This is a genomic window from Streptosporangium sp. NPDC023825 (assembly GCF_040639575.1).
Classification (GTDB): domain Bacteria; phylum Actinomycetota; class Actinomycetes; order Streptosporangiales; family Streptosporangiaceae; genus Streptosporangium.
The window spans coordinates 211,873-238,070 of the sequence record NZ_JBFAAE010000003.1 but is presented as its reverse complement, the minus strand read 5'-3'; the positions used below and the strand labels follow the sequence as shown (position 1 = coordinate 238,070).

The window sequence follows — 26,198 nt, the reverse complement described above, 5'->3', positions numbered from 1 at the left end:
GGGCCGAGTAATAACGGCTAGCATCTGCAGACGTGTCGAAGGTGACGGACCTTGTCAAACGCCTTTTCATCGGGCGGGCGCTGCGCAGCACGCAGCTGCACGAGCAGCTGCTCCCCAAGCGCATCGCGCTGCCCGTTTTCGCGAGCGACGCCCTCTCCTCCGTGGCCTACGCCCCGCAGGAGATCCTGGTCATCCTCTCCCTCGCGGGGATCTCCTTCTACCACTTCAGCCCCTGGGTCGCCGTCGCCGTCGTGGTGGTGATGCTCACCGTCGTGGCGTCGTACCGGCAGAACGTGCACGCCTATCCCAGCGGGGGCGGCGACTACGAGGTCGCCACCGTCAACCTCGGCCCGAACGCGGGCCTGACCGTCGCCAGCGCCCTGATGGTCGACTACGTGCTGACCGTCGCGGTCTCGGTCGCCAACGGCGTCGACTACGTGGGCGCCACCATCCCGTACGTCGCCCAGCACAAGCCGCTGGTCGCGATCGTCATCGTCGTGCTGCTGACGATCGTCAACCTGCGCGGCATCCGGGAGTCGGGTGCGGCCTTCGCGATCCCCACCTACGCCTTCATGTTCGCCGTCCTCGGCCTGGTCGCGTGGGGCGGTTTCCGGGTGCTCGTCCTCGGCGACGAGCTGCACGCGCCCACCTCCGAGTACCAGATCATCGCCGAGCAGTCGAACCTGACCTCCTTCGCGGCGGCCTTCCTGATCCTGCGCGCGTTCTCCTCCGGCTGTGCCGCCCTCACCGGCGTCGAGGCGATCAGCAACGGCGTGCCCGCCTTCCGCAAGCCCAAGAGCAAGAACGCCGCGAGCACCCTGCTGATGATGGGCCTGGTCTCGGTGACCATGTTCGTCGGGATCATCACCCTGGGGCTCGCCTCGGGGGTCAAGGTGGCCGAGCCCTCCGTCGCCTATCGTGACGTCCTCATCGACGGCAGGCCCGCCGGGCCCGGCTACTACCAGCAGCCGATCATCGCCCAGGTGGCCGACGCGGTCTTCGGCAACGGATCGCTCCCCTTCTTCGTCATCGCGGCCGTCACCGCGCTGATCCTGTTCCTGGCCGCCAACACCGCCTTCAACGGCTTCCCGGTGCTCGGCTCGATCCTGGCCCAGGACCGCTACCTGCCCCGCCAGCTGCACACCAGGGGGGACCGGCTCGCCTTCTCCAACGGCATCGTGATCCTCGCCGCCGGGGCCTGCCTGCTGCTGTGGGGCTTCGACGCCGACGTCAGCCGCCTGCTCAACCTCTACATCGTGGGCGTCTTCGTGTCGTTCACGCTGAGCCAGATCGGCATGGTCAGGCACTGGACCCGGCACCTGAGGACCGAGGGCGACCTGAAGGTCCGGCACCAGATGCACCGCTCGCGGACCATCAACTTCTTCGGCGGCGTCATGACCGGCGTGGTGCTGGTGGTGGTGCTGGTCACCAAGTTCACCCACGGGGCGTGGATCGTCTGCGTGGCCATGCCGGTGCTGTTCCTGATGATGAAGGGCATCCACCGCCACTACGAGAACGTGGCCGCCGAGCTCACCGTCGCCGAGGACTCCCAGGTGGACGAGTCGATGCTGCCCGCGCGCAACCACGCCATCGTCCTGGTCTCCAAGATCCACAAGCCGACCCTGCGCGCCCTCGCCTACGCCCGCGCCACCCGCCCCTCCAAGCTGGAGGCGATCACCGTGGGGGTGGAGGGCCCCGAGGCCAGGGCCCTGCAGGAGGAGTGGGAACGGCGAGGCATCCCGGTGCCGCTGAAGATGCTCGACTCGCCCTACCGCGAGATCACCCGGCCGATCCTGGAGTACGTCAAGTCGCTGCGCCGCCGCTCGCCCCGCGACGTGGTGAGCGTCTACATCCCCGAGTACGTCGTCGGCCACTGGTGGGAGCACCTCCTGCACAACCAGAGCGCGCTGCGGCTGAAGGGCCGCCTGCTGTTCCAGCCGGGCGTGATGGTCATCAGCGTGCCCTGGCAGCTGCACTCCTCCGACCGGCTCAAGGGCCGCCCCGAGCCCTTCGCGCCGGGCGCCGTACGCCGTCCGCGCCAGGAGGCGGCACGGGACGAGGACGTCAAGGCATAACCTTTCGTATGCGCTCCTGACGCGAGGAGGCTCGACCGACGACGGATTTTCCCTTGGGGGCAACGACCATGGCCATCGAACTGACCGTAGGACCGGTTGCGCACGGTGGCTGGTGCGTCGCCCGCCACGACGGCCGGGTCGTCTTCGTGCGGCACGCGCTGCCCGGTGAGCGGGTCATCGCCGAGATCACCGAGGAGACCTCCCGGTTCCTGCGGGCCGACGCGGTCGAGATCCTGGAACCCTCCGCCGACCGGGTGACCCCGCCGTGCCCGTTCGCGGGCCCCGGCCGCTGCGGCGGCTGCGACTGGCAGCACGCCTCCCTCGACGCCCAGCGCCGCCTGAAGGCCGACGTGGTGGCCGAGCAGCTCAAGCGCCTGGCCTCGATCGACTGGAAGGGCACCGTCGAGGAGGTCCCCGGAGCCCCGGACGGGCTCGGCTGGCGCACCCGCGTCCAGTTCGCCGTCGACCGCGAGGGCGGCCTGGGCCTGCGCCGCCACCGCTCCCACGACGTCGAGCCGGTGGACGCCTGCCTGATCGCCCACCCCGAGGTGGAGAACGTCGGCGCCGAGGTCATGAACTGGCGCAACGCCTCCTCGGTCGAGGTCATCGCCTCCACCACCGGCGACCAGGCGGTCGTGGTCGCGCCCAAGCCCCGGCGCACGGTGGCCGTGCCCGACCTCGACACGAGCGTGGCCGTCTTCGTCGACGAGGGCAAGGGCCGCAGCCGCGTCGTCCACGGCCGCAACCATCTCGTCGAGCGCGTCGCCGAGCGCGACTTCCAGGTCACCGGCAGCGGCTTCTGGCAGGTGCACCCCGGCGCCGCCGCCACCCTGCTCGACGCCGTCATGGAGTTCGCCGCCCCGCGGCCGGGGGAGTGGGCCCTCGACCTCTACTGCGGCGTCGGCCTGTTCGCCGCCGGGCTGGCCGAGGCGGTCGGTCCCGAGGGGGCCGTGTTCGGCGTCGAGTCCGAGTCCGTGGCGGTCCGCGACGCCGAGCGCAACCTCCGCGACCTGCCCCAGGCCCGCTTCGCCAGGGGACGGGTGGAGAACGCCCTCGACCGCTTCGGCATCGAGCGCGCCGACCTGGTCGTCGTCGACCCGCCCAGGGCCGGGCTGGGCCGCGACGTCGTCGACCGCGTCACCACCCTCCGGGCGACCCGGATCGTGTACGTCTCCTGCGACCCGGCCACCCTCGCCCGCGACCTGGCCTGGTTCGCCGAGCGGGGTTACCGCCTCGCCGATCTGCGGGCTTTCGACGCCTTCCCGATGACCCACCACGTGGAGTGCGTGGCGCACCTGGTCAGCGGGACGATCTAGGTTCTGACCTGGGGAAACGCAACACACGCTGTTTCGTCGAGCCCCAGGGCGCCTCCCGTGGGCCGCGCGTGAGCGCGCACGATCATGGAAACGCCCCGCGATCGATCCGGTCGCGGGGCGTCGTCATCACCGATGCTGGCCCGCTCGGCGGCGAGCTTCCCGGGCCCGCGGACGGAGTGGGCGGCACCCCCAGGCCGAGACACTCGGGGCGGCCCACCCTGGAACCTTAGAGGTTGCCGGAAATCCGGAAAAAGGTGATTTTTATCTAGGTTCCGCACCTCGGGTCACCCCGAAAGGAAAAGCGGAAGATCGGTCAGCGTATGCGACCGAAGCCCAGGATCCCTGTCCTGGCGGTCGCCACGGTCATCACGTTCTCCAAACACCTCTGGGTAGGAGTGTTCATGACACTGGTGAAGAAAATCCTCACGGGAGCGGCTCTGTGCACGGCGGCGCTTCTGGTCCCGGCCGCCGTCGCGACACCGGCGTCCGCGTCGGCGTCGGCATCCGCGTCGATGTCGGGTCCCGTCTCCATCGCCGCGAACAGCTGCGGCCTGCCGACGAGCGCCAGGCCGCCGAGCAGGTTCATCAGGAGCTGGAGCGACTGCAACACGTGCATCAGGGAGGCCTACAAGAGGTCCAACCCCACCCTCGGCATCCGGTACTACTGCACCTACAACCCGAGTAACAACCTGAACGACCTGCACCTGTACCTCGGTTAGCCGCAGGAGCCGGCGGCCCCGACCTGGGCCTGGCCTGAATCTACTTTGTAAAGGAATCCGGGCCGCACACCATGTGCGGCCCGGATTTCGCCGTCTCCTGGAGAGACGCGGCCCGAACACGGCGCGAAGGGTGCCGGTACGGCCGGGGCCGCGCCGCGCGCAGGACCGGGGGCCGCGCCGCGAGATCCAGGCTGACCTGCGAGAACGAGGTATCGTGCAAGGGAGCCGGATGCCTCGTGGTGAGGGGGAGGACACGTGGCGACGCTCCTGTCGATCAACGTCGGCCTGCCCAGGGACGTCCCGTGGCACGGCACGACGGTCCACACCGGGGTGTGGAAGCGGTCCGTGACCGGGCCACGCACGGTACGCCGCCTGAACGTCGACGGGGACGGCCAGGGAGACCTTCGGGGGCACGGTGGCGAGCATCGCGCGGTGCTGGTCTACCAGATCGACTCCTACCGGCACTGGCAGGAGGAACTCGGCCGCGACGACTTCGTCTACGGGCAGTTCGGGGAGAACTTCACGGTCGACGGGCTGCCCGACGACGAGGTGTGCGTCGGTGACCGCTACCGCATCGGGGAGGCGGTGTTCGAGGTCACCCAGCCCCGGGTCACCTGCTACCGGGTGGGTCTGCGGATGGACGAGCCGCGGATGGCGGCCCTGCTGGTGTCCCACCGGCGTCCCGGGTTCTACTTCCGGGTGATCACCGAAGGGCGGGTGGAGGCGGGCGACGAGATCGTCAAGGTCGCCTCCGGCCCGGAGGCGATGTCCGTCGCGGAGATCGACGCCCTGCTCTACCTGCCGGGGCACCCCCGCGACCGGCTGGAGCGGGCGCTGCGCGTCCCCGCGCTGAGCGATGGCTGGCGGGAGTCCCTGCGCGCCCTGCTCGACCGGCCCGGCGACGAGGGCGCGAGGAAGGGGCCGGCGGGGAACCCGGGGCTGACACCCGCCGCGGCCGGGCCGCCGCCCGCCTGGCCGGGGTTCCGGCCGCTGCGGATCGCCCGGATCGACGCCGAGAGCCGCAGCGTGTTCTCACTGACCCTGGAGGCCACCGGCGGGGAACCGCTGCCCGCCGCCCTGCCGGGCCAGTTCCTCACCGTACGGCTGCGCCCCGAGAGCGGCGGCCCGCCGGTCATCCGCAGCTACTCGCTGTCCGGCCCTCCTGACGCCGGTCGCCACCGGATCAGCGTCAAACAGGAGCCCGGGGGCGTCGCCAGCACCTACCTCCGCACCCGCCTGCGTGTCGGCGACCTTCTCGAAGCGGCGGCGCCGCGCGGCACGTTCACCCTGGAAGAAGGCGACGCCCCGGTCCTGCTGCTCTCGGCGGGTATCGGCGCGACCCCCGTCCTCGCCATGCTGCACGCCCTCGCCGCCGCCCGCTCGACCCGCGAGGTGTGGTGGCTGTACGGCACGCGCGACGGCACGGAACACCCGTTCGCCGCGGAGAGCGGCGGCCTTCGCGCTCTGCTTCCCCGCGCGCACGGGCACGTCTGCTACAGCCGGCCCGCGCCCGGCGACCGCCGGGGGGTCGACTACGACACCGCGGGACGGCTGTCGGTCGGACTGCTCGGCCGCCTCGGCGTCCCGCACGCCGCCGACGCCTACCTTTGCGGTCCTTCCGCCTTCATGCGCGACCTGCCGCCCGCCCTCGTCGCCTCCGAACTCGCTCCCGCGAGCGTGCACACGGAAGTCTTCGGCGCGCAGGCGGCGCTGACGCCGGGGGTGACCCCGGTGGCCGCCCGCCCCCCGCACCCGCCCGTCGGCGTACCGGGAGCCGGGCCCGCCGTCACGTTCGCGCGCAGCGGCCTCACCGTCTCCTGGAATCCCGCCTACGAGAGCCTGCTCGAACTCGCGGAGGCGTGCGACGTGCCGACCCGCTGGTCGTGCCGTACCGGGGTCTGCCACGCCTGCGAGAGCGGTCTGCTGTCCGGCACGATCGGCTACTCGCCGGAGCCGGTGGACGCCCCCGCCGACGGCAACGCGCTGATCTGCTGCTCGCAACCCCGCGAGGACCTCGTCCTCGACCTCTGACGCCCTGCCCCGCCGTTCAGCGGCCAGGTTCTGCCAGCAGCAGCGAATTGAGGGTGCCGTACCCGAGACCGCCCTCGAGGGTTCCGCAGGTGCCGTCGGCGAGCAGTTCCCGGGCGGCGCGTGCGACCAGCCCGTAGGCCGCCTCGGCGATCGAGGATCCAGCGCTCACGCGAGCCACGCCCAGCGCCGCGAGCGCGGGCACGGTGAGAGTCCCAGGACCCGCCAGGACGTTCACCGGCACGGACACCGCACGCACGAGCGCCGTGACGGTCTCCGCGTCCAGAGCCCCGAGAACGAACACCCCGTCGGCGCCGGCCGCCACGTAGGCCTCGGCCCGGGCCAGGGTTTCCTTCAGCCATACCGTGAGATCCCCGGCCGGCAGGCGGTGCGTGTCGATCCGGGCGTTGACGAACAGCGGCACACCAGCGCTGTCCGCGGCACCACGGGCGGCCGCGATGCGCTCGGACTGCTCCAGGACGGGACGCAGCGGGGCCGGGCCCGCGCGGAGTGAGTCCTCCAGATTGATGCCGACGGCTCCGGCCGCGAGCACGCCCCGCACGGTCTCGGCCACCCCCGCGGGGTCGGGCGCGTAGCCGCTTTCGACGTCGGCCGTCACCGGAACGTCGACCGCTGCGGCGACCCGAGCGATCAGGTCGAGGGCGCGGTCCCGGTCCAGGTGGTCGCCGTCTCCACAGCCCAGGGCCCACGAGACACCGGCGCTGGTGGTGGCGACCGCGGCGGCACCGGCATCCGTCACGATACGCGCGGAGGCGACGTCCCAGGCATTGGGCAGCACCAGCGGCCGGCCGGGGACATGCATCGAGCGGAACAACAGGGCCTTGTCACGAGGTGTGGTCATGCCGGTCATTCCATCAGACGGCACCGAGGCCGGATCAAACCTATTTCGCGAAGCCGCCGCAGAGTACCGGAGGGGGAGGTGCCGCTCCTTCGCGTCGGACGGCACGGCCACCGGTCGCCTCTCCCTCCGAGTACGCGAGCACACCCGTCCGCCGGACGAGGGCAGACGAGCGTGCCCGATGTGACGAGGCACCGGTCTCCGGGCAGCACCGAGCGGGGCCTGCTCGGCGGGCCGCCGGCCGGGCAGGAGCGTGAGACTTCCGAGTGCCCGCCCGGCGGTGGTCTCACCGGCCTCCCGGCGTGCCCGCGTCGTGGACCAGCAGGGCGATCTGGACCCGGTTGTTGAGATCCAGCCGGGTCAGGATCCGTGACACGTGCGTCTTCACCGTCGGCAGCGCCAGGTGCAGTTCCCGCGCGATCTCCGCGTTGGAGCGGCCGCGCCCGATCGCCAGGGCCACCTCCCGCTCCCGCTCGGCCAGCAGCGCCAGCCGGGCCCGGGCGGCGGCGGCCCGGTCGTCCTGCCCGGAGCCGTCCGTCACCTGCTCGATGAGGCGGCGGGTGACGGCGGGGGAGAGCACCGGATCCCCGGCGGCCACCGTCCGGACGGCCGTGACGATGTCCTGCGGCGGGGTGTCCTTGAGCAGGAACCCGGCCGCGCCGGCGCGCAGCGCCCGCAGTACGTGCGCGTCGGTGTGGAAGGTGGTCAGGACCAGCACCTCCGGGGCGCCGGGCCCGACCCGGAGCCTCTCGGTGGCGGCCAGCCCGTCGACGCCCGGCATCCGGATGTCCATCAACACCAGGTCGGGCCCGTGCGCGGCGACCAGAGCGGGCACCTCCGCCCCGTCGGCGGCCTCCGCGACGATCTCGATGTCCGGGGCGCCGCCCAGCATCAGGCGCAGCCCGGCCCGCACGATCGCGTCGTCGTCGACCAGCAGGACGCGGATCACCTCGTCCCCCTCCTCGGCCCCGGCCCGCGACGGACGCGGATCACCTCGTCCCCCTTCTCCGCGCGGATCACCTCGTCCCCCTTCTCAGCCCCGGCCCGCGACGGACGCGATGTCCGGCGCGGGCCAGGGCAGTGAGGCGTGGACCCGGAAACCACCGTCGGCGGGGCCGGCCGTCAGCTCACCGCCCGCCAGGCGGGCCCGTTCGGCGAGCCCGATCAGCCCCTGCCCGGCGCCCCCGCCCCCGTTCCCGCCCGCGTTCCCGTTCCCTCCCGCGCCGGAGACCGGAGCCGGTCCGGGCGGCGGCGCGTTGCGGACCTCCACCGCCAGCCCGCCCGCCGGGCCCCCGGTCACCTCCACCGCGACCGCCGCGCCGGGCGCGTGCTTGCGTGCGTTGGTCAGCGCCTCCTGGACGATCCGGTACGCCGTACGCCCCACCACGGGCGGTGGCGCCAATCCCTCCGGCGGCCCGGTCAGCTCGATCCGGCCGCCCGTCGCCCGGGCCTCCTCCACCAGCCGGGCCAGGTCCGCCAGTTCCGGCTGCGGACGCTCACCCTCCTCAGGCCCGGCCCGCAGCACCCCGATCACCTCGCGCAGGTCACGCAGGGCCAGGTGGGCGCTCTCCCGGATCACCCCGGCGGCACGCGCGATCTCCTCCCCGGGCGCGCCCGGGTTGAACTCCAGCGCTCCCGCGTGCACGCTCAGCAGCGACAGCCGATGGCCGAGCACGTCGTGCATCTCGCGAGCGATCTCCTCCCGCGTCTCCCGCCGGACCCACTCGGCGCGCAACTCCGCGTCCGCCTCGGCCAGTTCGGCGCGCTCTCTCAGCGAGGCGATCAGCTGCTGCCGGGAGCGCCGGAACAGCCCCCACCCGATGGCCCCGGCGATCAGCGCGAAGTACGTCAGCGCCGAGTCCGCGCGGCTTTCGGGCAGCTCCGCCATCTGCCACAGGAAGACGGGCAGCGGCGCGAAGGCCAGCGCCGCCACCCACGCCGTGACCCGCCACGGCCGGGTCGCGGCCACCGTGAACACCGCCACCATCGCCGGGCCGGTCAAATAGTGCGCCTGGGTGCCCGCGAGCAGCAGCGTCACCGCCAGCGACACCGGCCAGCGCCGCCGTAGGAGCACCGCCGCGCACCCCAGCCCGCCGGCCACCTGGTCGGCGTCCCGCCACACAGGATCGAGGTCCTCGGGGATCGGGATGGACTGCGAGCTGACGGCGGCGAAGCAGGCGGCGAAGAGGAACAGCGCCAGGTCGGCGGCCCAGTCGCGTCGGGTGCGGTGGATGCGGCGCATACTTCGGAAATCTACGCGCCCCCCGCCCGCGACCGGGCATCCAGGTCGCGGCCGGATACTTAAGTACGACCCCCGGCCCGCCGGCGGCCGACCTTGGTCACCACCCGGCCATCTTGAGCCCGATCCGGTGCCCGGAGCCGCACGCCTACCGTCGGGCCATGACCTCCACCTCGAAGTCCCCCCTGGCGGCCCTGTCCGGCCTGATCTGCTTCGTCCTCGTCGTCGGCGGCGCGAGCGGCCTTCTGCACGAGTGGTTCGGCTGGATCCACTTCATGGGCTTCGTCCGCTTCCTCGTCCCCGGCGGCTACGAGATCTACAGTTACGTCATCATGATCGTCCTCGGCCTCGCGGTGGGCACGGCCGGCGACGCGGTCGCCCGGCGAGGCCGCGGCTGACCCGCCGGGCGTCCACGAGCCGGCCCGCGGGACGGCGCGGCGGGTCACCCGGTCTCGGCGATCTCCCGGGAGCCGCTTCCGCTACCCGGACACTCCCCGGCGGCCGGCTCCGCCCGCCGGGTCCGCAGGGCCCAGCGCACGGCCGGTCCCGTGGCGAGGCCGGACAGCAGGAACAGGCCGCCGAGCACCAGCCAGCCCGGGGTCCCCCAGGTGAGGATCAGCGTGGTGAGCAGCAACGGGCCGAGCATCCTGGCGACCGCCGCGCCGGACCCGAAGAAGCCCTGGTACTGCCCCTGCCTGTCGGCCGGGGCGAGATCGAACCCGATCTCCCAGGCGCCGGAGGCGTGCGCCATCTCGCCGAACACCTGCAGGCAGGCCGCGAGGAGCAGGACGAGCGCGGCGGCCCACGCCGAGGACCAGGCCGACGACAGGGCGAACACCGCGCACGCGGCGAGCAGTACCGCGCCCGCCCGCCGTACGGACCCGGCGGCGCTCTCCAGGTCCGTGACCCGCCGGGCCACCCGCACCTGGAACAGCACGACGCCCAGGGTGTTGAGGATCAGCAGGGCGGAGACCGTCCAGCTCGGGGCCTCGGTCCGCTGGACGATCCACAGGGGGATGACCAGGCTGAGCAGCGGCATGTTCAGCAGAGTGACCATGTTGAGCAAGGAGAGCAGGGCGTACGGCCTGTCCCTGAGCACCGCCAGCGCCGGTTCGCCCGCCGGTGCGGACGCCGTGGGCGGCACCGGGGGAAGGCGGAGCAGGATCAGGGCGGAGAGCAGGAAGCTCAGCGCGTCCATCGCGAGAACCGTCAAGTAGGCCGCCCGGGTGTCGAGGTGCAGCGCCGCCCCGCCGAGCGCGGCCCCGACCGCCAGCCCGGCGTTGACCGTCGCCTGCAGGTGGGCCCGGACCCGCGTCCGCCGAGCCCTGTCCACCAGCCCGGCGAGCAGCGCCTGCCTGGCCGCGGCGAGACCGCACTGCGCGATCGCGTACAGGCAGGCGACCACCACGAACACGGGGAAGGAACGGACGAACAGGAACGAGCCGACCGCGGCGGCCGTGGCGACGGCCAGCAGGACCGCCGTGCCGCGAGGTCCCCGGCGGTCGGCGAGATGGCCGAGCGGGACGCCCGCCACGAAGCCGACGGCCCAGCCGAGCGTCAGCGCGAAGCCGACCTGGGTCGGCGAGAGTCCCACGACCCGGATGAAGTAGAGCGCCGAGCACACGTAGTACGCGCCGTCCCCGATGGAATTGGCCAGTTGCGCGAGGGCGAGGACCCGCGGTGGCCCGGACGAGGGCATGATCCGGTTGAACATGGGGCTCCTTCGTCGGCTGTTCGGTCGTCACCGGCCCGGACGCGCTCCGGCGGCGTCCCGGCACCGGTCCGGCGGTGGCCTGTCCCCGGTCCGGCACGCGCGACGCGCCCGGGCGGGGACCCGGCGGGAAAGGGCTCGCCGCGCGCCGTACAGAGGGCAACCCTAGGGAGCCCATTGGTCCCATGTAAGATCCAATATGAGGACAGTCCACTGGGCCAATGTGAGGGGACACGATGGATTTCCATGTGAGCCTCACCGGTCGCGGCGACCTGTCCGCCCGCATCTACCGGCAGCTCCTGGACGCCGTCCTCGACGGCCGCCTGCGCCCGGGGGAGCGTCTGCCCCCCACCCGCGAGCTGGCGCGGCGGCTCGACGTGTCGCGCAACACCGCGGCCGTCGCCTACGAGCGGCTCACCGCCGAGGGCGTCCTCGTCGGCCGGGTCGGGGCGGGCACCTTCGTGTGCGCCGAGCCTCTCGCCCGCACCCGTGCCAGGAACGCGCCCGCGGGCCGCGGCGTGCGTCCCCGCCGCCTCTGGCGCTCCCCGGCCGCCCCACCGGCCGAACCGGAGGGGGAGGCGGCCTACGACTTCAGGGTGGGGCTCCCCGACGCGGAGCTGTTCCCGCTCGAGACGTGGCGCAGGCTCGTCGCCCGCGAGCTGCGTCCGGCGCTGGTGCGCTCCGCCGGCTACGGCGTCCCCTCCGGACACGCGGGACTGCGGGAGGCCATCGCCCGCCACGTCGGTGTCTCCCGCTCGGTGCGGGCGAGCGCCGATGACGTGCTCGTCACGCAGGGAGCCCAGCAGGCGCTCGACCTGATCGGCCGCGTCATGATCGAGCCGGGCTGCCGGGTGGCCGTCGAGGAGCCGGGCTACCCTCCGGCCAGGCTGCTTTTCGGGTCCCTGGGCGCGCGGGTCGTCGGCGTCCCCGTCGACGGGGAGGGCCTGGACGTGGCCGCCCTCCCCGACTCCGCCCGCCTCGTCTACGTCACGCCGTCACACCAGTTCCCGCTGGGTACGCCGATGTCGCTCGGCCGCCGCGCCGCGCTGCTCGAATGGGCCGGGCGGCGCGGCGCCGTGGTGATCGAGGACGACTACGACAGCGAGTTCCGCTTCGAGGACCGCCCGCTCGAACCGCTCCAGAGCCTCGACCGCAGCGGTCACGTCATCTACGTCGGCTCCTTCTCCAAAACGATGCTGCCGATGCTGCGCATGGGCTTCCTGATCGCCCCCGCCTCGCTCCAGCCCGCCCTCCGCGCCGCCAAGCGGCTCACCGACTGGGGCGGCGGGCTTCCCACCCAGGCGGCGCTGGCCGGCTTCATCGACGAGGGCCTCCTGGGGCGGCACGTCCGCAGGGCGACACGCGAGTACGCGGCCCGCCACGAGCGGATCCTCACCATCCTCCGGCGTGACTTCCGCGACTGGCTGGAGCCGGTCCCCTCCGCCGCGGGCCTGCACCTCTGCGCCTACCTGAAGCCGGACGCCGGGGTCGACCCGGCACTGGTGACGGCGTACGCATGGGGGGCGGGCGTCGCGCTGCAGGACCTCGCCGCCTACTACGGTGAGGCGCCCGCGCGGGCGGGACTGGTGCTCGGGTACGGCTCGATCCCCCTGGAGAGGATCGAACCGGGCCTGGAGCGGCTCGCGGAGAGCTTCCGCGAGGCCGGGAGCTCTCATGAGACGGGGAGCGAGCTCTCATGAGACGGGGAGCCTCCGCGCCGAGGGGACCGTTGGCCCGGCTTCGTGCTCGTCCCACGAGGTGATGGCCGCCTTCGTCGGCTCGGTTCCGGTCCGGCCGGTTTCGCCGTGGGGTGCGCACGACCGGAGGGGGTAGGGGAGGCCCTCCCCCAAGAGCGGTGCAGGCGTCACTGCTCTTCCTCTCTCCGCCGGACAGAGTCGGAGGCGTCATCCGTCCCCCGACCCCTAAGGCGAACCCATGCCTCGGAAGAACTCCCGCCGGTCGCTCGCGACCGCGGTCGCCGGCGCGCTGGCCCTGTCGGCGCTGTCGGCGCCGTCGTTCCTGCCAGGTCCCGCTTCCGCGCGCGCCGAGCCGGAGACACCTCACCCCGGCTCCCTTCAGGCGCGGCTGGACCGGCTCACCGGCGCGGACGGGCTGCCGGGCGCGCTCGCCCACGTCCGTGACCGCCACGGCAGGGCCGTCACCACCGTGTCCGGTACCGCCGAGCGCGGCACCGGGCGGCCGATGATCGGCGCCGGCGGGAGGTTCAGGATCGGCAGCGTGACCAAGCCGGTCATGGCGGTGACCGTGATGCGGCTGGCCGAGCGGAAGAAGATCGACCTGGACGCGACCGTCGACCGCTACCTCCCCGGCACCGTACGCGGCAAGGGTGCGGGCGCGGCGACGGACGGGCGGAAGATCACGGTGCGCGACCTCCTCCGGCACACCAGCGGGCTGCCCGAGTACGCCGACGTGGCCGACTGGTCCAAGATCCCCCAGGACTACCTCGGGCTCGCGCTCGCCCGGAAGCCGACCCCCCTCGGCCGGTTCGCCTACTCCAACACCAACTACCTGGTCGCAGGCATGATCGTGCGTGCCGTGACCGGCCGCGACTTCCGCGCGGTCAGCCGCGATCTGGTGATCGGACCGCTGGGCATGCGGCACACCTACTGGCCGGCCCGTGGCGAGACGGGCATCCGCGGGGCGCACGCGCACACCTACGGCGTGCACCCCGCGAACCCCGGAGCCGGGGTCGTCGACCTCACGAGGCTGCCCGGCTACGAGTTCGGCGCGAGCGGTGGCCTGGTCTCCACGCCCGGCGATCTCAACCGGTTCTGGCGAGGGGTGTTCGACGGCAAGGTGCTGTCGCGCGAGACGCTGCGGACGATGGACGGCGCTTCCGTGCCCGTCGGGGGGGCGGGCTGGCCCGCGGACGCCCGGTACGGTCTCGGCATCGCCCGCGCCCGGCTGAGCTGTGGTCCGGCCTGGTTCCACGGCGGTGACGTGCCCGGCGTGTCCGTCATCAGCGGGCGCGACCGGACGGGACGCCAGGCGACCGTCTACACCACGGGCCAAGCCGGTACGGCGGGGCAGCGCGAGCACCTGATCGCCGCCTTCGAGACCGCCCTGTGCGGCCGGGCCCGGTGAGACCCCTCCGACGTCGCCGCCGGTCTCCGGCGGTCACCGGGCCGGGGGCGCCACCCGCCGGGCACCGGCCCCCGGCTCCCGGGCCGGGGGCGTGCCCACCTCGGCCGGCAAGCGCCTGGTGAGGGCGCGCGCGCCCAGGCCCGCGCTCATGCCCGCCGGCACCCCGACGAGCACGCCCGAGCCCATCCCCACCAGCACGCCGACGGCGATCCCGGTGACCAGCCACGCGATCACGCCCGCGACCAGGTACGCGGCCGGGCGGGTGGTCACCGGGTGTCCGCGGTGTGGGTGTCCCGTCCTTCGGGGCGGGGAGGGATCGCGTCCATGGCTACGCCTCGTCCGCCGTGCCAAGGCGCTCCTCCAGCCGTTCGAGCCTCAGCAGGACGGGGCGCAGTTCCTCGCGTACGGCCGCCGACAGGGCGCTCGCCGCGTCGGCGGGCAGGGCCGGGGGAGGGGTGGCGGGCCGGGTCTGCGCGCGCAGGTGGACGTATCCGGCGAGCGCGGCCGAGACCGCGTGGCGGGTCAGCCGGTGCTCGGCGCCCAGCTCCCGCAGGACGCGCCCGGCGGCCCCGTCCGGTTCGGCGACCAGTCCGAGGAGCAGGTGCTCGCAGCCGACGTAGTTGTGACCGAGCGAGGTGGCCTCGGTGACGGTCATCTCCAGGGCCGCCGCCGCGGGCGCCCCGAAGGCGAGCTCCGTCTCGTCGGCGCCGGTCGCGGCCGGGGTGTCGAGGCTGAGCCGGTCCAGGCGCCGCCGCACCTCCTCGGGGTCGATCTCCAGGGCGCCGAGAACCTGGATCGCCAGGTTGCCTCCCTCGGCGAGCATGCCGCCCAGCAGGTGCTCGGTTCCGACCTCGGCCGCACCCAGGGCGCGCGCCTGCTCCACCGCCAGCTTGACCACCTCCCGGGCCCGCGGGGTGAACTGGGTGAGGCGCGCGGTCAGGTCGTCGAGGTCGGGGGCGCCGAGCGCCGTCTCGCGGATGGCCGTCACCCGCCGTACGGCCTGCTCCAGAGCGCGCTGGCACACCGCGGAGACCGGCACGCCCGCCTTCTTCACCGCTTCGGCCAGCTCGTCGGGCAGATAGACATTGATCTTCGGCATTGCATCTCCCCTATGGGGTTACAGAAGGGTTATAACCCATTGATAACCCCAAAGGAGACGCTTGTCCAGCGCCTGCCCGGGTTTCCCGGGTCCGCCGAGGGCCGTCCCGCGCGTCTTCTTCGGGTCCGCCGAGGGTCGTCCGGCGCGTCTCCCGGGTCCGCCGAGAGCCGTCTAGCGTGTCGCGCCGGTGAGGAACCGGGTGATACCGGGAGAGAGGGCCGCGCCCCTGGTGGAGAGCCACGCCAGGCGGTTGCGGCTGGTGAAGGCGGCGAGCCTGCGGGCCTCCAGCCGCGTGAGGTCGCCGGGACCGGCCAGCACGGGTGTCAGGGCGATCCGGTTCCAGGCGGCGCTCTCGCCCAGGGAGCGGGCGATCTGAGGGTGCGCGGCGCGGACGGCCGAGGCGATCGGGCGCAGGCGGCTCCCGGCGCCCGAGGCGGCGTCGACGGGCGCCAGGAGGTTGACGGCGGCGATCTCGGCGCCCGCCGCCCGGGTGGACCGGAGCATCTCCTGACCGGCGGGGGACAGGCCGGCCCCGGTGACCGGAAGGGTGAAACTCACCGTGAGGGGGCGGCCCTCGCCGGCCGCCTCACGCTGCAGGGCCGCGATCGCCCTGGCCCGCCGCAGCACGGTGGCGCCGCCCGCCGGGCCGTGGACCTCGAAGTCGATGTACGTGGCGTCGAAGATGCCGATCGCCCGGCGGTAGGCGGCGGTGAGCCTGGCGAGGTCGGAGCAGGCCGCGGCGAGCTCGCGTCCCGCCGGGCCGCCGAAGGCGAGGCCCGCGTTCCCGCCCGCGGCGCGCAGGGGGGCGAGCCGGTTGGCGACCGGGTTGCCCCTCTGGTCCTGGAGCCCGCCCCACTTGGGGACGCAGCCCTTCTGCCCGGCGGTGAGGTGGCCCAGCGTGAACCAGCGCACGTGGCTCCTCCTGGCCTCCCTGGAAAGGTTGAAGCGCGGCTCGCGGACCGCGTCCACGAATGCCACGAAGCCCGAAGGGCGGGCGACGGCCGGTGGGGGCGGGGGCTCGGCCGCGGGCCCCGAGGTCGTTCCCGAGGGCGTCGCCCCGGACCCGGCCCGCCCGCCGAGGGGGGCCCACTCGCCCTGCGCCCTGGAGGGCAGCAGCCAGATCGCGGCCCCGGTGCCCGCGGCGAGCACGATCGAGGCGAGCACCACGAGAGGCCGGGGCGGAGTGCCGGGCTCACGGACCCGGCGGGTGCGGGGGCGGTCGGTCGCCACAGGCATGTGATCCCCTCCTCGACGGCCAAGGGGCGATCGCTGTGAGTGGTCGATCCGCTACCCGTTGCGTCAGAGGCCAGAACGTTAGCAAGCGTTCCCGCCGCGGCGCGGGCTTTCTGCGGATGCCGTCCGGAGTGCCCGGATAATGGTTCCCATGAAGTTGAGGATCTTCACTGAACCGCAGCAGGGTGCCACCTACGACGAGCTGCTGACGGTCGCGCTGGCCGCGGAACGGCTGGGGTTCGACGCCTTCTTCCGTTCCGACCACTACATGCGGCTCGGCCCCGGCGACCCGGGACCGGGCTCCACCGATGCCTGGACGACCCTGGCCGGCCTGGCCAGGGACACCTCCACGATCCGCCTCGGCACCCTGGTCACGCCGATCACCTTCCGGCTGCCGGGCCCGCTGGCGATCAGCGTGGCCCAGGTCGACCAGATGAGCGGCGGGCGGGTGGAGCTGGGCCTGGGCACCGGCTGGTACGACGCCGAGCACACCGCGTACGGCATCCCGTTCCCGCCGGTCGGTGAGCGGTTCGGCAGGTTCGAGGAGCAGCTGGAGATACTGGTCGGGCTCTGGACCACGCCCAAGGGTGAGACGTTCTCCTTCGAAGGCGCCCACTACCGGCTGGCCGACTCGCTCGCGCTGCCGAAGCCCGTGCAGAGCCCGAAACCGCCGATCATCATCGGCGGCACCGGCGCCACGCGCACCCCGCGCCTGGTCGCCCGGTTCGCCGACGAGTACAACGTGCCGTTCCGCACCCTGGAGGACACCTCGCAGGCCTTCGACCGGGTCAGGAAGGCGTGCGAGGCGGAGGGCAGGGAGCAGGTCGTGTTCTCCGCCGCGCAGACCGTCTGCGTCGGTTCCGACGACGCGGAGATCGCGCGGCGGGCCGAGGCGACCGGGCAGGACCTCGCCGCGCTGCGTGCGACGGGCCTGGCGGGCACCCCCGCCGAGGTGGCCGAGAAGATCGGCCGGTTCGCCGAGCTGGGCGCCGAGCGGATCTATCTGCAGGTGCTGGACCTGGACGACCTCGACCAGCTGGAACTCATCTCGGACGAGATCCTGTCCCACGTGTAGGCCGCGGCCCGGTCCTGGCCCGGTCCTGGCCCGGGGAGCCGCGTCCTCGGGGTTCCCCGGCAAGGACCAATCGGGATATGTCATCCGACCGGCGGTGTGTCGTGTGGATCCGGAACCGTCGGTCGATGGCCGTCTCATGGGGGTTCGGGGCGTTAACCGATGGCCGTCCCCGCGTGGGTGCGGCACACTGATCCGGGTGTTGCTGACGATCTCCACCACCGTGAGTCCCGCCACGGACCTCGGATTCCTGCTGCACAAGCACCCCGACCGGGTCCAGGAGTTCGGGCAGTCGTACGGCGTGGCACGTGTCCTCTATCCCGAGGCGAGCGAGGAGCGCTGCACGGCCGCGCTGATGCTCGACGTCGACCCGATCCGCCTGGTGCGCTCGCGCGACCGGTCCACGCCCGACTACACGCTGGGCCAGTACGTCAACGACCGGCCCTACGCCGCGTCGTCGCTGCTGGCCGTGGCGCTCGCCGACGTGTTCCGCACGGCGCGCACCGGGCGCTGTGACAGCCATCCCGAACTGGCCGCGGGGCCGATACCGCTGGAGATCACCCTGCCCGTGCTGCCGTGCAAGGGCGGTCCCGAGCTCGCGCGCCGGCTGTTCGAACCGCTGGGCTGGCGGGTCGAGGCGACCGCCCTGCCGCTGGACGAGGAGTTCCCCGAGTGGGGCGACTCCCGTTACGTGCGGCTGGTGCTGCGCGGGGAGGTCCGCCTGGCCGACGCGCTCAACCAGCTCTACGTGCTGCTTCCGGTGCTCGACGACGCCAAGCACTACTGGGTGGCCCCCGACGAGGTGGACAAGCTGATCAGGGCGGGCGAGTCGTGGCTGGCCGCCCACCCCGACCGGGGTCTGATCACTCACCGCTACCTCGGCCGTCGCCGGGCCCTCGCCCGTACCGCCTTCGCCCGCCTCGCCGAGATCGGCGACGACGTGGAGGAGGACCTCGAAACCCCTGTCGAGGAGGACCCCTCGGCCGACCCCGCCGCGGAGGGCTCCGCCGCGGAGGACTCCGCCGGGGAGGGGCCGGGAGCCGCCACCGCCGCCGGCGGGACCGGCGCCCCGGACGGGGTCCTTCCGGCCGGTGAGCTCCCTCCCGAGGGGGAGGCGCGGACCGGGCCCGGGGGCGCCGCCAGGCGGCCGCTGAACGTCCTTCGCCTGGAGGCCGTGCTCGCCACGCTGGAAGGGCTGGGAGCGAGCACCGTCATCGACCTCGGGTGCGGTTCCGGCCGTCTGGTCGCGGCGCTGCTCGAACGGCCCCGGTTCGCCAGGGTGGCGGGAGTGGACGTCTCCTCCCGGGCGCTGGCGTTCGCGGCCAGGCGGCTGAGGCTCGACCGGATGCCGGAACGCCGGCGGGAGCGGCTGGAGCTGTTCCAGGGCGCGCTGACCTACACCGACGTCCGGTTCGCCGGGTACGACGCCGCGGTGCTGATGGAGGTGATCGAGCACGTCGATCCGCCGCGCCTGGACGCGCTGGAGCGAGTGGTCTTCGGAACCGCCCGGCCGGGGCACGTGATCGTCACGACCCCCAACGCCGAGCACAACGTCCGCTACGAATCCCTGAGCGGTGTGCGCCACCCCGACCACCGCTTCGAGTGGACCCGCGCGGAGTTCCGCGCGTGGGCGGCGAAGGTGTGCGGCGAGTACGGCTACGGCGCCGAGTTCCTGCCGGTCGGCGACGACGACCCCGAGGTCGGCCCGCCCACCCAGATGGCCCTGTTCGGCCTCGCGGGCGCGAAGGACCCGCCGGGCGCGTCAGGCGGTCCCGGAAGTACGAAGGTGGCCGTGGAGGCGGGAAACGCGGGAGGTGGAGATGACTGAGATCGCCGTACCGGAGATGTCGCTGGTCGTGCTCGTGGGGGTGTCCGGCAGCGGCAAGTCGACCTTCGCCGCCAGGCACTTCGCGCCGACCCAGGTGATCTCCTCCGACTTCTGCCGGGGGCTGGTCGCCGACGACGAGAACGACCAGGCCGCCACCCCCGACGCCTTCGACGTGCTCCACTACATCGTCGGCACCCGCCTGCGGCGCGGGCTGCTGACGGTCGTGGACGCCACGAACGTGCAGTGGGAGGCGCGCAAGCAGCTGGTCACCCTCGCGAAGTCGCACAACGTGCTGGTCGACGCGATCGTCCTGGACGTCCCGGAGGAACTGGCGGTCGCGCGCAACGAGTCCAGGCCCGATCGGGACTTCGGGGCGCGCGTGGTCGTCAGGCAGCGCAAGGAGCTGCGCCGTTCCATGAGCAGGATCTCCCGCGAGGGTTTTCGCCGGGTCCACGTGCTGCGCGGGGCCGAGGAGATCGAGGCCGCCGAGGTCGTCACCGAGAAGGCGTGGACCGACAGGCGCGAGCTGACCGGCCCGTTCGACATCGTGGGCGACGTGCACGGCTGCCGCGCCGAGCTGGAGACGCTGCTGCGCGACCTCGGCTGGGAGGTCGATCCCGGCGGCGCGGGGGCGGTCCACCCCGAGGGCAGGACGGCGGTGTTCGTCGGCGACCTGGTGGACCGGGGGCCCGACTCGCCGGGCGTGCTCCGGCTGGTCATGGGCATGGTCGCGGCCGGGACCGCGTTGTGCGTGTCGGGCAACCACGAGCAGAAGCTGGCCCGCGCGCTCAACGGCCGCAAGGTCCGGGTGGCCCACGGCCTCCAGGAGTCCCTGGACCAGCTGGCCGCCGAGCCGGAGGAGTTCAGGCGGGAGGCCCTGGCCTTCATGGACGGCCTGATCAGCCACTACCAGCTCGACGGGGGCAGGCTCGTCGTCGCCCACGCCGGGCTCAAGGAGGAGTACCACGGCCGCGCCTCCGGCAGGGTCCGCTCCTTCGCGCTGTACGGCGACACCACAGGCGAGACCGATGAGTACGGCCTGCCGGTGCGCTACCCCTGGGCGCACGAGTACCGGGGCCGGGCCATGGTCGTCTACGGCCACACCCCGGTCCCCGAGACCGAGTGGATCAACAACACGATCTGCCTGGACACCGGGGTGGTCTTCGGCGGGCGGCTCACCGCGCTGCGCTACCCGGAGCGGGAGATCGTCTCGGTGCCCGCCGAGCGCGTCTGGTACGAGTCGGTCAGGCCGCTGACCGCCCCCGGTCGTCGCGCTCCCGGCCTGCTCTCCGTCGACGACGTGCGGGGCACCCGCCACATCGATGTGCGCCACGGCGGCGGCCGCATCAAGGTCCGCGAGGAGAACTCGGCCGCCGCCCTGGAGATCATGAGCCGGTTCGCGGTGGACCCGCGCTGGCTGGTCTACCTCCCGCCGACGATGGCGCCTCCGGAGACCTCCCGTCTCGACGGCTACCTGGAGCACCCGGCCGAGGCGTTCGCCGAGTTCGCGGCGGCCGGGGTGACCCGGGTGGTGTGCGAGGAGAAGCACATGGGCTCGCGGGCGGTGGCCGTGCTGGCCGCCGACCCGGAGGTGGCGGCGGCCCGGTTCGGGGTCACCGACGGCAGCGCGGGGGCGATCTACACCCGTACGGGAAGGTCGTTCTTCGCCGACACCACCGAGCTGGTCGACAGGCTCAGGCGGGTGTGCGCGCCGCTGATGGAGGAGCTGGGGTCGGGCTGGATCGCCCTCGACTGCGAGCTGCTGCCCTGGTCGGCCAAGGCCGAGGGGCTGATCCGCGGCCAGTACGCGTCGGTGGGCGCCGCGGCACGCACGGTGCTGCCCGAAGCGATCACCGTGCTGGAAGCGGCGGCCGGGCGCGGTTTGGATGTGGGCGTTCTGTTGGACCGCACCCGACGCCGCTCCACCAACGCTGCCCGTTTCAGGCAGGCATATGCACGTTACTGCTGGCCTGTCTCCGGACTCGAGGGCCTTCGGCTGGCGCCGTTCCAGATCCTCGCCTGCGAGGGCAGGGCGACCGCGATCCAGGAGCCGCACTCCTGGCACCTGGACCTGCTGTCGCGGCTCGACGACCCGCTGATCGCGCCCACCCGGCACGTGTTCGCCGATCCGGCCTCGCCGGAGTCGACGGAGGCGGCCACGGCCTGGTGGTCGGCGCTGACCGCCGAGGGCGGCGAGGGCATGGTCGTCAAGCCGCTGGACCCGCCGGACGGGCGGAGCCGGGTGCAGCCCGGGGTCAAGGTGCGCGGGCGGGAGTACCTGCGGATCATCTACGGGCCCGACTACACCGAGAGCCTGGACGTGCTGCGTCGCCGGTTCCTGGGCCGCAAGCGATCACTCGCCCTGCGCGAGCACGCGCTGGGTCTCGAGGCGCTCTCCCGGCTGGCCGAGGGGGAGCCGCTGTGGAGGGTGCACGAGGCGGTCTTCGCCGTCCTGGCACTGGAGTCCGAGCCGGTCGATCCCCGCCTGTAGTCCCCGCCCGTGGTCCCCGCCGGTGGTTCCGGCCTGTGGTCTCCGTGGTCTCCGCCGGTGGTCCCCGACTGCGGTCTCTGTGGTCTCCGCCGGTGGTCCCGGCTTGTCATCCCCGCCGGTGGTTCCGGCCGTGACCCTCGCGGGGACGGCGCCGGCGGGAGCGGGGTGTGGGAACGACACAGGTGTGAACGGCGCAGGTGGGACACGGTGCGAGGGGGAACGGTGCCGGTGGGGACGGCCGCCGTGCGGCCGTCCCCGAAAGTCCGGGATCGATGTCTCAAACTTCCTCTCGGGGGAAAGAACCCTCATGGCCAGCACTGCCCCCACGGGCACCTCCGGTGAGAACATCGGGCACGTCGTCTTCATCACCGCCGCGGCGGCGATCGGCGGCTTCCTCTTCGGGTACGACAGCGCCGTCATCAACGGCGCCGTCACCGGGATTGAGAAGAACTTCGACGTCGGCCCGGTCCAGACCGGCTTCGTCGTGGCGATCGCGCTGCTGGGCTCGGCGCTGGGCGCCTGGATCGCCGGAGGGCTGGCCGACCACTGGGGACGCACCAGGGCGATGCAGGTGGCCGCGATCCTGTTCGCGGTCAGTTCCGTCGGCCAGGCCCTGCCCTTCGCGCTCTGGGACCTGGCTCTTTGGAGGGTGCTCGCCGGTGTGGGCATCGGCATGGCCTCGGTGATCGGCCCCGCCTACATCGCGGAGGTCGCGCCGCCCGCCTACCGGGGACGCCTGGGGTCCTTCCAGCAGCTCGCGATCGTGCTGGGCATCGCGGTCTCCCAGCTGGTCAACTACGCGATCGCGGAGCGGGCCGGGGGCGACGTCAACAACGAGCTGCTCGGGCTGCAGGCCTGGCAGTGGATGCTCGGCGCCTGCCTGGTACCCGCCCTGCTCTATCTGGTCTTCGCGACGGTCATCCCCGAGTCGCCGCGCTTCCTCATCGCGGTCGGGAAAACGGACGCGGCGCGCAAGGTGCTGTCGGAGGTCGAGGGCGAGGAGACCGATCTGGACGCCCGGCTGGCGGAGATCGAGACCTCGGTGCGCAGCGAGCGCCGGCCCCGCCTGCGGGACCTGCGCGGTTCCCGGTTCGGGCTGATGCCGATCGTCTGGATCGGCATCCTGCTCTCCGTCTTCCAGCAGTTCGTCGGCATCAATGTGATCTTCTACTACTCGGCGTCGCTGTGGCAGTCGGTCGGCATCAACCAGTCGGACTCGCTGCTCATCAGCTTCTCCACCTCGATCATCAACCTCGTCGGCACGTTCATCGCCATCGCGCTGGTCGACAGGATCGGCCGCAGGCCGCTGCTGCTGATCGGCTCCGCGGGCATGACGGCCGCGCTCGCCGTGGCCGCGTGGGCCTTCAGCGCGGGTGTCCCGAGTGGCGAGGCGGTCAAGCTGCCCGAGACCCAGGGCACGGTCGCCCTGATCGCCGCGCACGTCTTCGTGCTGTTCTTCGCGCTGTCGTGGGGCGTGATCGTCTGGGTGCTGCTGGGGGAGATGTTCCCCAACCGCGTCAGGGCCGCCGCGCTCTCGGTGGCCGCCGCCGCCCAGTGGGTGGCCAACTGGCTGATCACCGTCTCGTTCCCGTCGCTGAGCGAGTGGAACCTGGCCGGGGCCTACGTGGGGTACGCCGCCTTCGCCGCGCTCTCCTTCGTCTTCGTGCTGTTCAAGGTACGGGAGACCAAGGGGCGAAAGCTCGAGGAGATGGGTTAGGTTCGCCTCGTGCCGTCCAGGAGACAGGAAAGTGCCCCGCGCGCGAGGCGGGTGACCTCCGGAGCGCGGGCCCAGGCGCGGCCGAGCCGCGCCGAGCTCGAGGCGGCCGGGGAGAGGACGATCGAGGACGTGCTCGGGCCCTCGCTGGACGTGCTGTTCTGCGGGATCAACCCCGGCCTGTACTCCGCGGCCACCGGCCACCACTTCGCCCGCCCCGGCAACCGCTTCTGGCCCGCGCTGCACCGCTCGGGCTTCACCCCCCGGCTGCTCTCGCCCGCCGAGCAGGACCTGCTTCCCTCGTACGGGCTGGGCATCACCAACGTGGTGCGACGGCCCACCGCGCAGGCGGCGGAGCTGTCCGCCGAGGAGTTCCGCGCGGGCGGGGAGCGCCTGGCGGGGCTGGTCGCCGAGATCCGCCCGAGGGTGCTGGCGGTGGCGGGGGTGACCGCCTACCGGCAGGCGTTCGGCGTGCCCAAGGCGGTGATCGGGCCGCAGGAGAGCGAGATCGGCGGCGCGGCGGTGTGGGTGCTGCCCAACCCGAGCGGCCTGAACGCGCACTGGACGCTGGACGGGATCGCGGGGGAGATGCGCAGGCTCCGGGAGTCCCTCGCCTGACCGGCCGGTGCGGGCGCCCCGCGAGCCGGGACGGGCGAGCGGGCGAGCGCGTCGCCCGCTCCCCCGAACCCCTCAGAGGCCGGTCAGCGGCCGGCACGGACCGGTCAGAGCGGGGGTCAGGACGCGGCCGGGGGGCCGACCCCGCGGGAGCGCGTCCTGGAACGCCCCCGCCCGCGGTGGAGCATGCCCAGCACCCCCATCACCAGCCAGGCGAGGAAGACGAACTTGAGCACCCCGAACCCGCCGATCGACACCCCGGCCACCAGCACCAGGATCATCAGGGGGAAGAACGGCGGCCCGCCACGGTGACCCCCGGGGTGGCGGCTCCAGCCCGGGTGGCGGCCCCCGGGACGGTGGTGGCCCCAGGGGTGGGCGTGCGCGCGGTGCCGGTGGCCCGGCCCCCACGGCCCCCACGGCCCACCCGGTCCCCACGGCCCTCCGCCCGGCCCCCACGGCCCTTTCCCCGGACCCCAGGGGGCCCCCGCGCCCCAGGGACCCCAGGTGTCCTCGGACTCCTCCGCCCGGGGGTCGCCCGGGCCGGGCAGATCCGCGCTCACCCGGGCCAGCTCGCCGCCGGTCCGCGCGGCCAGGGTCAGTTCGAGGCGCTCGTCGAGCTCCTCACGGGTCAGGCGGCCCTGCACGTAGTGCTCGCGCAGGGACTCCATCGCCACGTCACGCTCGGCGTCTCCGATACGGAGGTCGTCTCGGGGGGTCATGGTCGGGTCACTCCTCGCCGGTGTCGCCGTCGGCCAAGATCTGGTAGAGCTTGCGGCGCGTCTCGACCAGGGTCTGCTTGGCCTGCCGGATCTGCGCGTCGCTGCCGGTCTGCAGGATCTGGAGCATGGCGAACCCCGACTGGCGGGTGATGTCCATCAGCTCCCAGGTGCTGTCGTCGACGTCGGGCGTCATCTCCTCCCACGGAGCGCGCACCTCGTCGGAGTGCTCGGCCACGTAGACGCGTCCGGCGTCGGTGAGGCTGAAGGTCTTGCGGCCCTCGTTCTCCTCGGCCAGGACCAGGCCCTCGTCGGTGAGCTGCTGCAGAGCCGGGTAGACCGCTCCAGGGCTGGGCTTCCAGCCGCCCTCGCTGCGCCGCTCGATCTCCTGGATGATCTGGTAGCCGTTGTGCGAGGACTCGGTGAGCAGGGCGAGGATCGCCGCGCGGACGTCGCCGCGCTTGGCCTTGCGCCCCCTCCCGAACGGCGGGCCGCCGAACGGGCCCCCGCCGAACGGGCCTCTGCCCCCTCTGCCGCCCCGGCCCATGTCCCAGGGGAACCCGCCGAAGGGGAAGGGGCCGCGGTGGCCGCGGTGCCGGTGCTCGCGAGGCCCGCCCTCGTGGTGCTCGTGGTGCGTGTGGTGTGGCGCGCGGGGACCGTGCTCCGGGCCGCCCTCGTGCCACCCGGCGGCCATCTGCCGCCATGCCTCCCTGGCCGCGCGCTTCATCTCGCGCCTGACCTCGTGGGAGCCGAATCCGGCCCAGGGGGCGCCCATCGCGTTGGACGATGTCATGCCGTACCTCCATGCAGCGATCGTCTTTTGACCGCTCTCGATGCTTCAAAGATATATCGAGAACATTCCGACAGCAACCTCATGTCAGGAAATTGGGCTTGTGTGCGATCTGAGGCATTTGATCGTTGATGGGGTGAGATGCTCTCCGGCCCGCCTGTCCGGCCCGCCACCTCGCCTTTCTGATCCGGCCTCCTGCCGGTCCGATCCGCCGGTCCGATCCGCCGATCCGCCGATCCGCCGATCCGCCGATCCGCCGGTCCGCCGGTCCGGGGGTCGGCCGGGTCCGGGCAGGACTCGCCGGGCGGGCGGCCCCGCACGGGCTCTCAGGGCCCCGATTCGCCGCCCTGCGCGCCCTTTTCGGCGGCCGTCGCCAAGAGTGAAAGATCGTCACTCTACGTAGAAGTGAGGCAGATCACGTAATTCTTGGCGGATTCTGGAACAAGTACTGAGACCTGCACGTTACAAAGGACGTAGACGGGATTCGTTCCGCGCCGGAAGGGCTGGGGGGTGCTTTCGGCGCGGAACGGTCCCGTCTGTCGTTTCCCCACGTTTTCGCACGTCCCTTCTTGATCGCGGCCCTCCCGG

At 73.0% G+C, this 26,198-nt stretch carries 21 protein-coding genes; 12 read left to right on the top strand and 9 right to left on the bottom strand.

The genetic code is table 11. The features are described from left to right. Window positions 1–32: 32 nt before the first annotated feature. From AB0G15_RS04300 to AB0G15_RS04285, 4 genes are all read left to right on the top strand, one after another. Window positions 33–2,075 (top strand): APC family permease, encoded by a 2,043-nt coding sequence (locus AB0G15_RS04300; protein WP_362835178.1) that lies wholly within the window; start codon window positions 33–35, stop codon window positions 2,073–2,075. A 68-nt stretch (window positions 2,076–2,143) separates the two neighbouring features. Further along, the gene (locus AB0G15_RS04295; protein ID WP_362835176.1) at window positions 2,144–3,391 is read left to right on the top strand and encodes a class I SAM-dependent RNA methyltransferase; all 1,248 of its coding nucleotides are present in this window, start codon (window positions 2,144–2,146) and stop codon (window positions 3,389–3,391) included. Between the two features lie 401 nt (window positions 3,392–3,792). Further along, window positions 3,793–4,110: a hypothetical protein gene (locus AB0G15_RS04290; protein WP_362681252.1), complete on the top strand. Its 318-nt coding sequence runs from the start codon at window positions 3,793–3,795 to the stop codon at window positions 4,108–4,110. Between the two features lie 255 nt (window positions 4,111–4,365). After that, entirely contained in the window at window positions 4,366–6,141 is a 1,776-nt protein-coding gene (locus AB0G15_RS04285; protein WP_362835174.1) for an MOSC and FAD-binding oxidoreductase domain-containing protein, read from the top strand. Between the two features lie 16 nt (window positions 6,142–6,157). Here the strand turns inward: AB0G15_RS04285 and AB0G15_RS04280 are convergent, their stop codons facing one another. From AB0G15_RS04280 to AB0G15_RS04270, 3 genes are all read right to left on the bottom strand, one after another. Next, window positions 6,158–7,000: an isocitrate lyase/phosphoenolpyruvate mutase family protein gene (locus tag AB0G15_RS04280; RefSeq protein WP_362835172.1), complete on the bottom strand. Its 843-nt coding sequence runs from the start codon at window positions 6,998–7,000 to the stop codon at window positions 6,158–6,160. A 283-nt stretch (window positions 7,001–7,283) separates the two neighbouring features. After that, complete coding sequence (locus AB0G15_RS04275) at window positions 7,284–7,946, bottom strand: response regulator transcription factor (protein WP_362835170.1); 663 nt, start codon at window positions 7,944–7,946, stop codon at window positions 7,284–7,286. Between the two features lie 84 nt (window positions 7,947–8,030). Then, window positions 8,031–9,239: a histidine kinase gene (locus AB0G15_RS04270; RefSeq protein ID WP_362835168.1), complete on the bottom strand. Its 1,209-nt coding sequence runs from the start codon at window positions 9,237–9,239 to the stop codon at window positions 8,031–8,033. Window positions 9,240–9,397: 158 nt separating this feature from the next. Between AB0G15_RS04270 and AB0G15_RS04265 the strand changes: the two genes are divergently transcribed. Next, entirely contained in the window at window positions 9,398–9,634 is a 237-nt protein-coding gene (locus AB0G15_RS04265) for a hypothetical protein (protein WP_362835166.1), read from the top strand. 44 nt (window positions 9,635–9,678) lie between these two features. Here the strand turns inward: AB0G15_RS04265 and AB0G15_RS04260 are convergent, their stop codons facing one another. Beyond that, window positions 9,679–10,950 carry an MFS transporter gene (locus tag AB0G15_RS04260; RefSeq protein ID WP_362835164.1) on the bottom strand — a complete coding sequence of 424 codons (1,272 nt, stop codon included), beginning with the start codon at window positions 10,948–10,950 and terminating at the stop codon, window positions 9,679–9,681. A 233-nt stretch (window positions 10,951–11,183) separates the two neighbouring features. Between AB0G15_RS04260 and AB0G15_RS04255 the strand changes: the two genes are divergently transcribed. Together AB0G15_RS04255 and AB0G15_RS04250 are read left to right on the top strand one after the other, a co-directional pair. Next, window positions 11,184–12,647 carry a PLP-dependent aminotransferase family protein gene (locus AB0G15_RS04255; RefSeq protein ID WP_362835162.1) on the top strand — a complete coding sequence of 488 codons (1,464 nt, stop codon included), beginning with the start codon at window positions 11,184–11,186 and terminating at the stop codon, window positions 12,645–12,647. Between the two features lie 235 nt (window positions 12,648–12,882). Next, window positions 12,883–14,052, top strand: coding sequence for a serine hydrolase domain-containing protein (locus AB0G15_RS04250; RefSeq protein ID WP_362835160.1), 1,170 nt, complete (start codon window positions 12,883–12,885; stop codon window positions 14,050–14,052). Window positions 14,053–14,085: 33 nt separating this feature from the next. Here the strand turns inward: AB0G15_RS04250 and AB0G15_RS04245 are convergent, their stop codons facing one another. From AB0G15_RS04245 to AB0G15_RS04235, 3 genes are all read right to left on the bottom strand, one after another. Then, the gene (locus AB0G15_RS04245) at window positions 14,086–14,322 is read right to left on the bottom strand and encodes a hypothetical protein (RefSeq protein ID WP_362835158.1); all 237 of its coding nucleotides are present in this window, start codon (window positions 14,320–14,322) and stop codon (window positions 14,086–14,088) included. 58 nt (window positions 14,323–14,380) lie between these two features. Further along, window positions 14,381–15,151, bottom strand: a complete 771-nt coding sequence (locus AB0G15_RS04240) for a Clp protease N-terminal domain-containing protein (protein WP_362835156.1) — start codon at window positions 15,149–15,151, stop codon at window positions 14,381–14,383. Window positions 15,152–15,322: 171 nt separating this feature from the next. Continuing rightward, the gene (locus tag AB0G15_RS04235; RefSeq protein WP_362835154.1) at window positions 15,323–16,387 is read right to left on the bottom strand and encodes a hypothetical protein; all 1,065 of its coding nucleotides are present in this window, start codon (window positions 16,385–16,387) and stop codon (window positions 15,323–15,325) included. 148 nt (window positions 16,388–16,535) lie between these two features. Between AB0G15_RS04235 and AB0G15_RS04230 the strand changes: the two genes are divergently transcribed. From AB0G15_RS04230 to mug, 5 genes are all read left to right on the top strand, one after another. Beyond that, entirely contained in the window at window positions 16,536–17,459 is a 924-nt protein-coding gene (locus AB0G15_RS04230; protein WP_362681216.1) for an LLM class F420-dependent oxidoreductase, read from the top strand. A 196-nt stretch (window positions 17,460–17,655) separates the two neighbouring features. Continuing rightward, entirely contained in the window at window positions 17,656–19,284 is a 1,629-nt protein-coding gene (locus AB0G15_RS04225) for a 3' terminal RNA ribose 2'-O-methyltransferase Hen1 (protein ID WP_362835152.1), read from the top strand. Continuing rightward, a complete protein-coding gene (locus tag AB0G15_RS04220; protein ID WP_362835150.1) occupies window positions 19,277–21,775 on the top strand; it encodes a polynucleotide kinase-phosphatase in 2,499 nt (832 codons plus the stop codon). The genes AB0G15_RS04225 and AB0G15_RS04220 overlap by 8 nt, the downstream gene beginning before the upstream one ends. Before the next feature lie 307 nt (window positions 21,776–22,082). Continuing rightward, window positions 22,083–23,492: a sugar porter family MFS transporter gene (locus AB0G15_RS04215; protein ID WP_362835148.1), complete on the top strand. Its 1,410-nt coding sequence runs from the start codon at window positions 22,083–22,085 to the stop codon at window positions 23,490–23,492. A 51-nt stretch (window positions 23,493–23,543) separates the two neighbouring features. After that, a complete protein-coding gene (gene mug / locus AB0G15_RS04210; RefSeq protein ID WP_362835320.1) occupies window positions 23,544–24,107 on the top strand; it encodes a G/U mismatch-specific DNA glycosylase in 564 nt (187 codons plus the stop codon). 116 nt (window positions 24,108–24,223) lie between these two features. Here the strand turns inward: mug and AB0G15_RS04205 are convergent, their stop codons facing one another. Then, the gene (locus tag AB0G15_RS04205) at window positions 24,224–24,823 is read right to left on the bottom strand and encodes a DUF1707 domain-containing protein (RefSeq protein WP_362835146.1); all 600 of its coding nucleotides are present in this window, start codon (window positions 24,821–24,823) and stop codon (window positions 24,224–24,226) included. Window positions 24,824–24,830: 7 nt separating this feature from the next. Continuing rightward, entirely contained in the window at window positions 24,831–25,613 is a 783-nt protein-coding gene (locus AB0G15_RS04200) for a PadR family transcriptional regulator (RefSeq protein WP_362835144.1), read from the bottom strand. Window positions 25,614–26,198 lie beyond the last annotated feature (585 nt).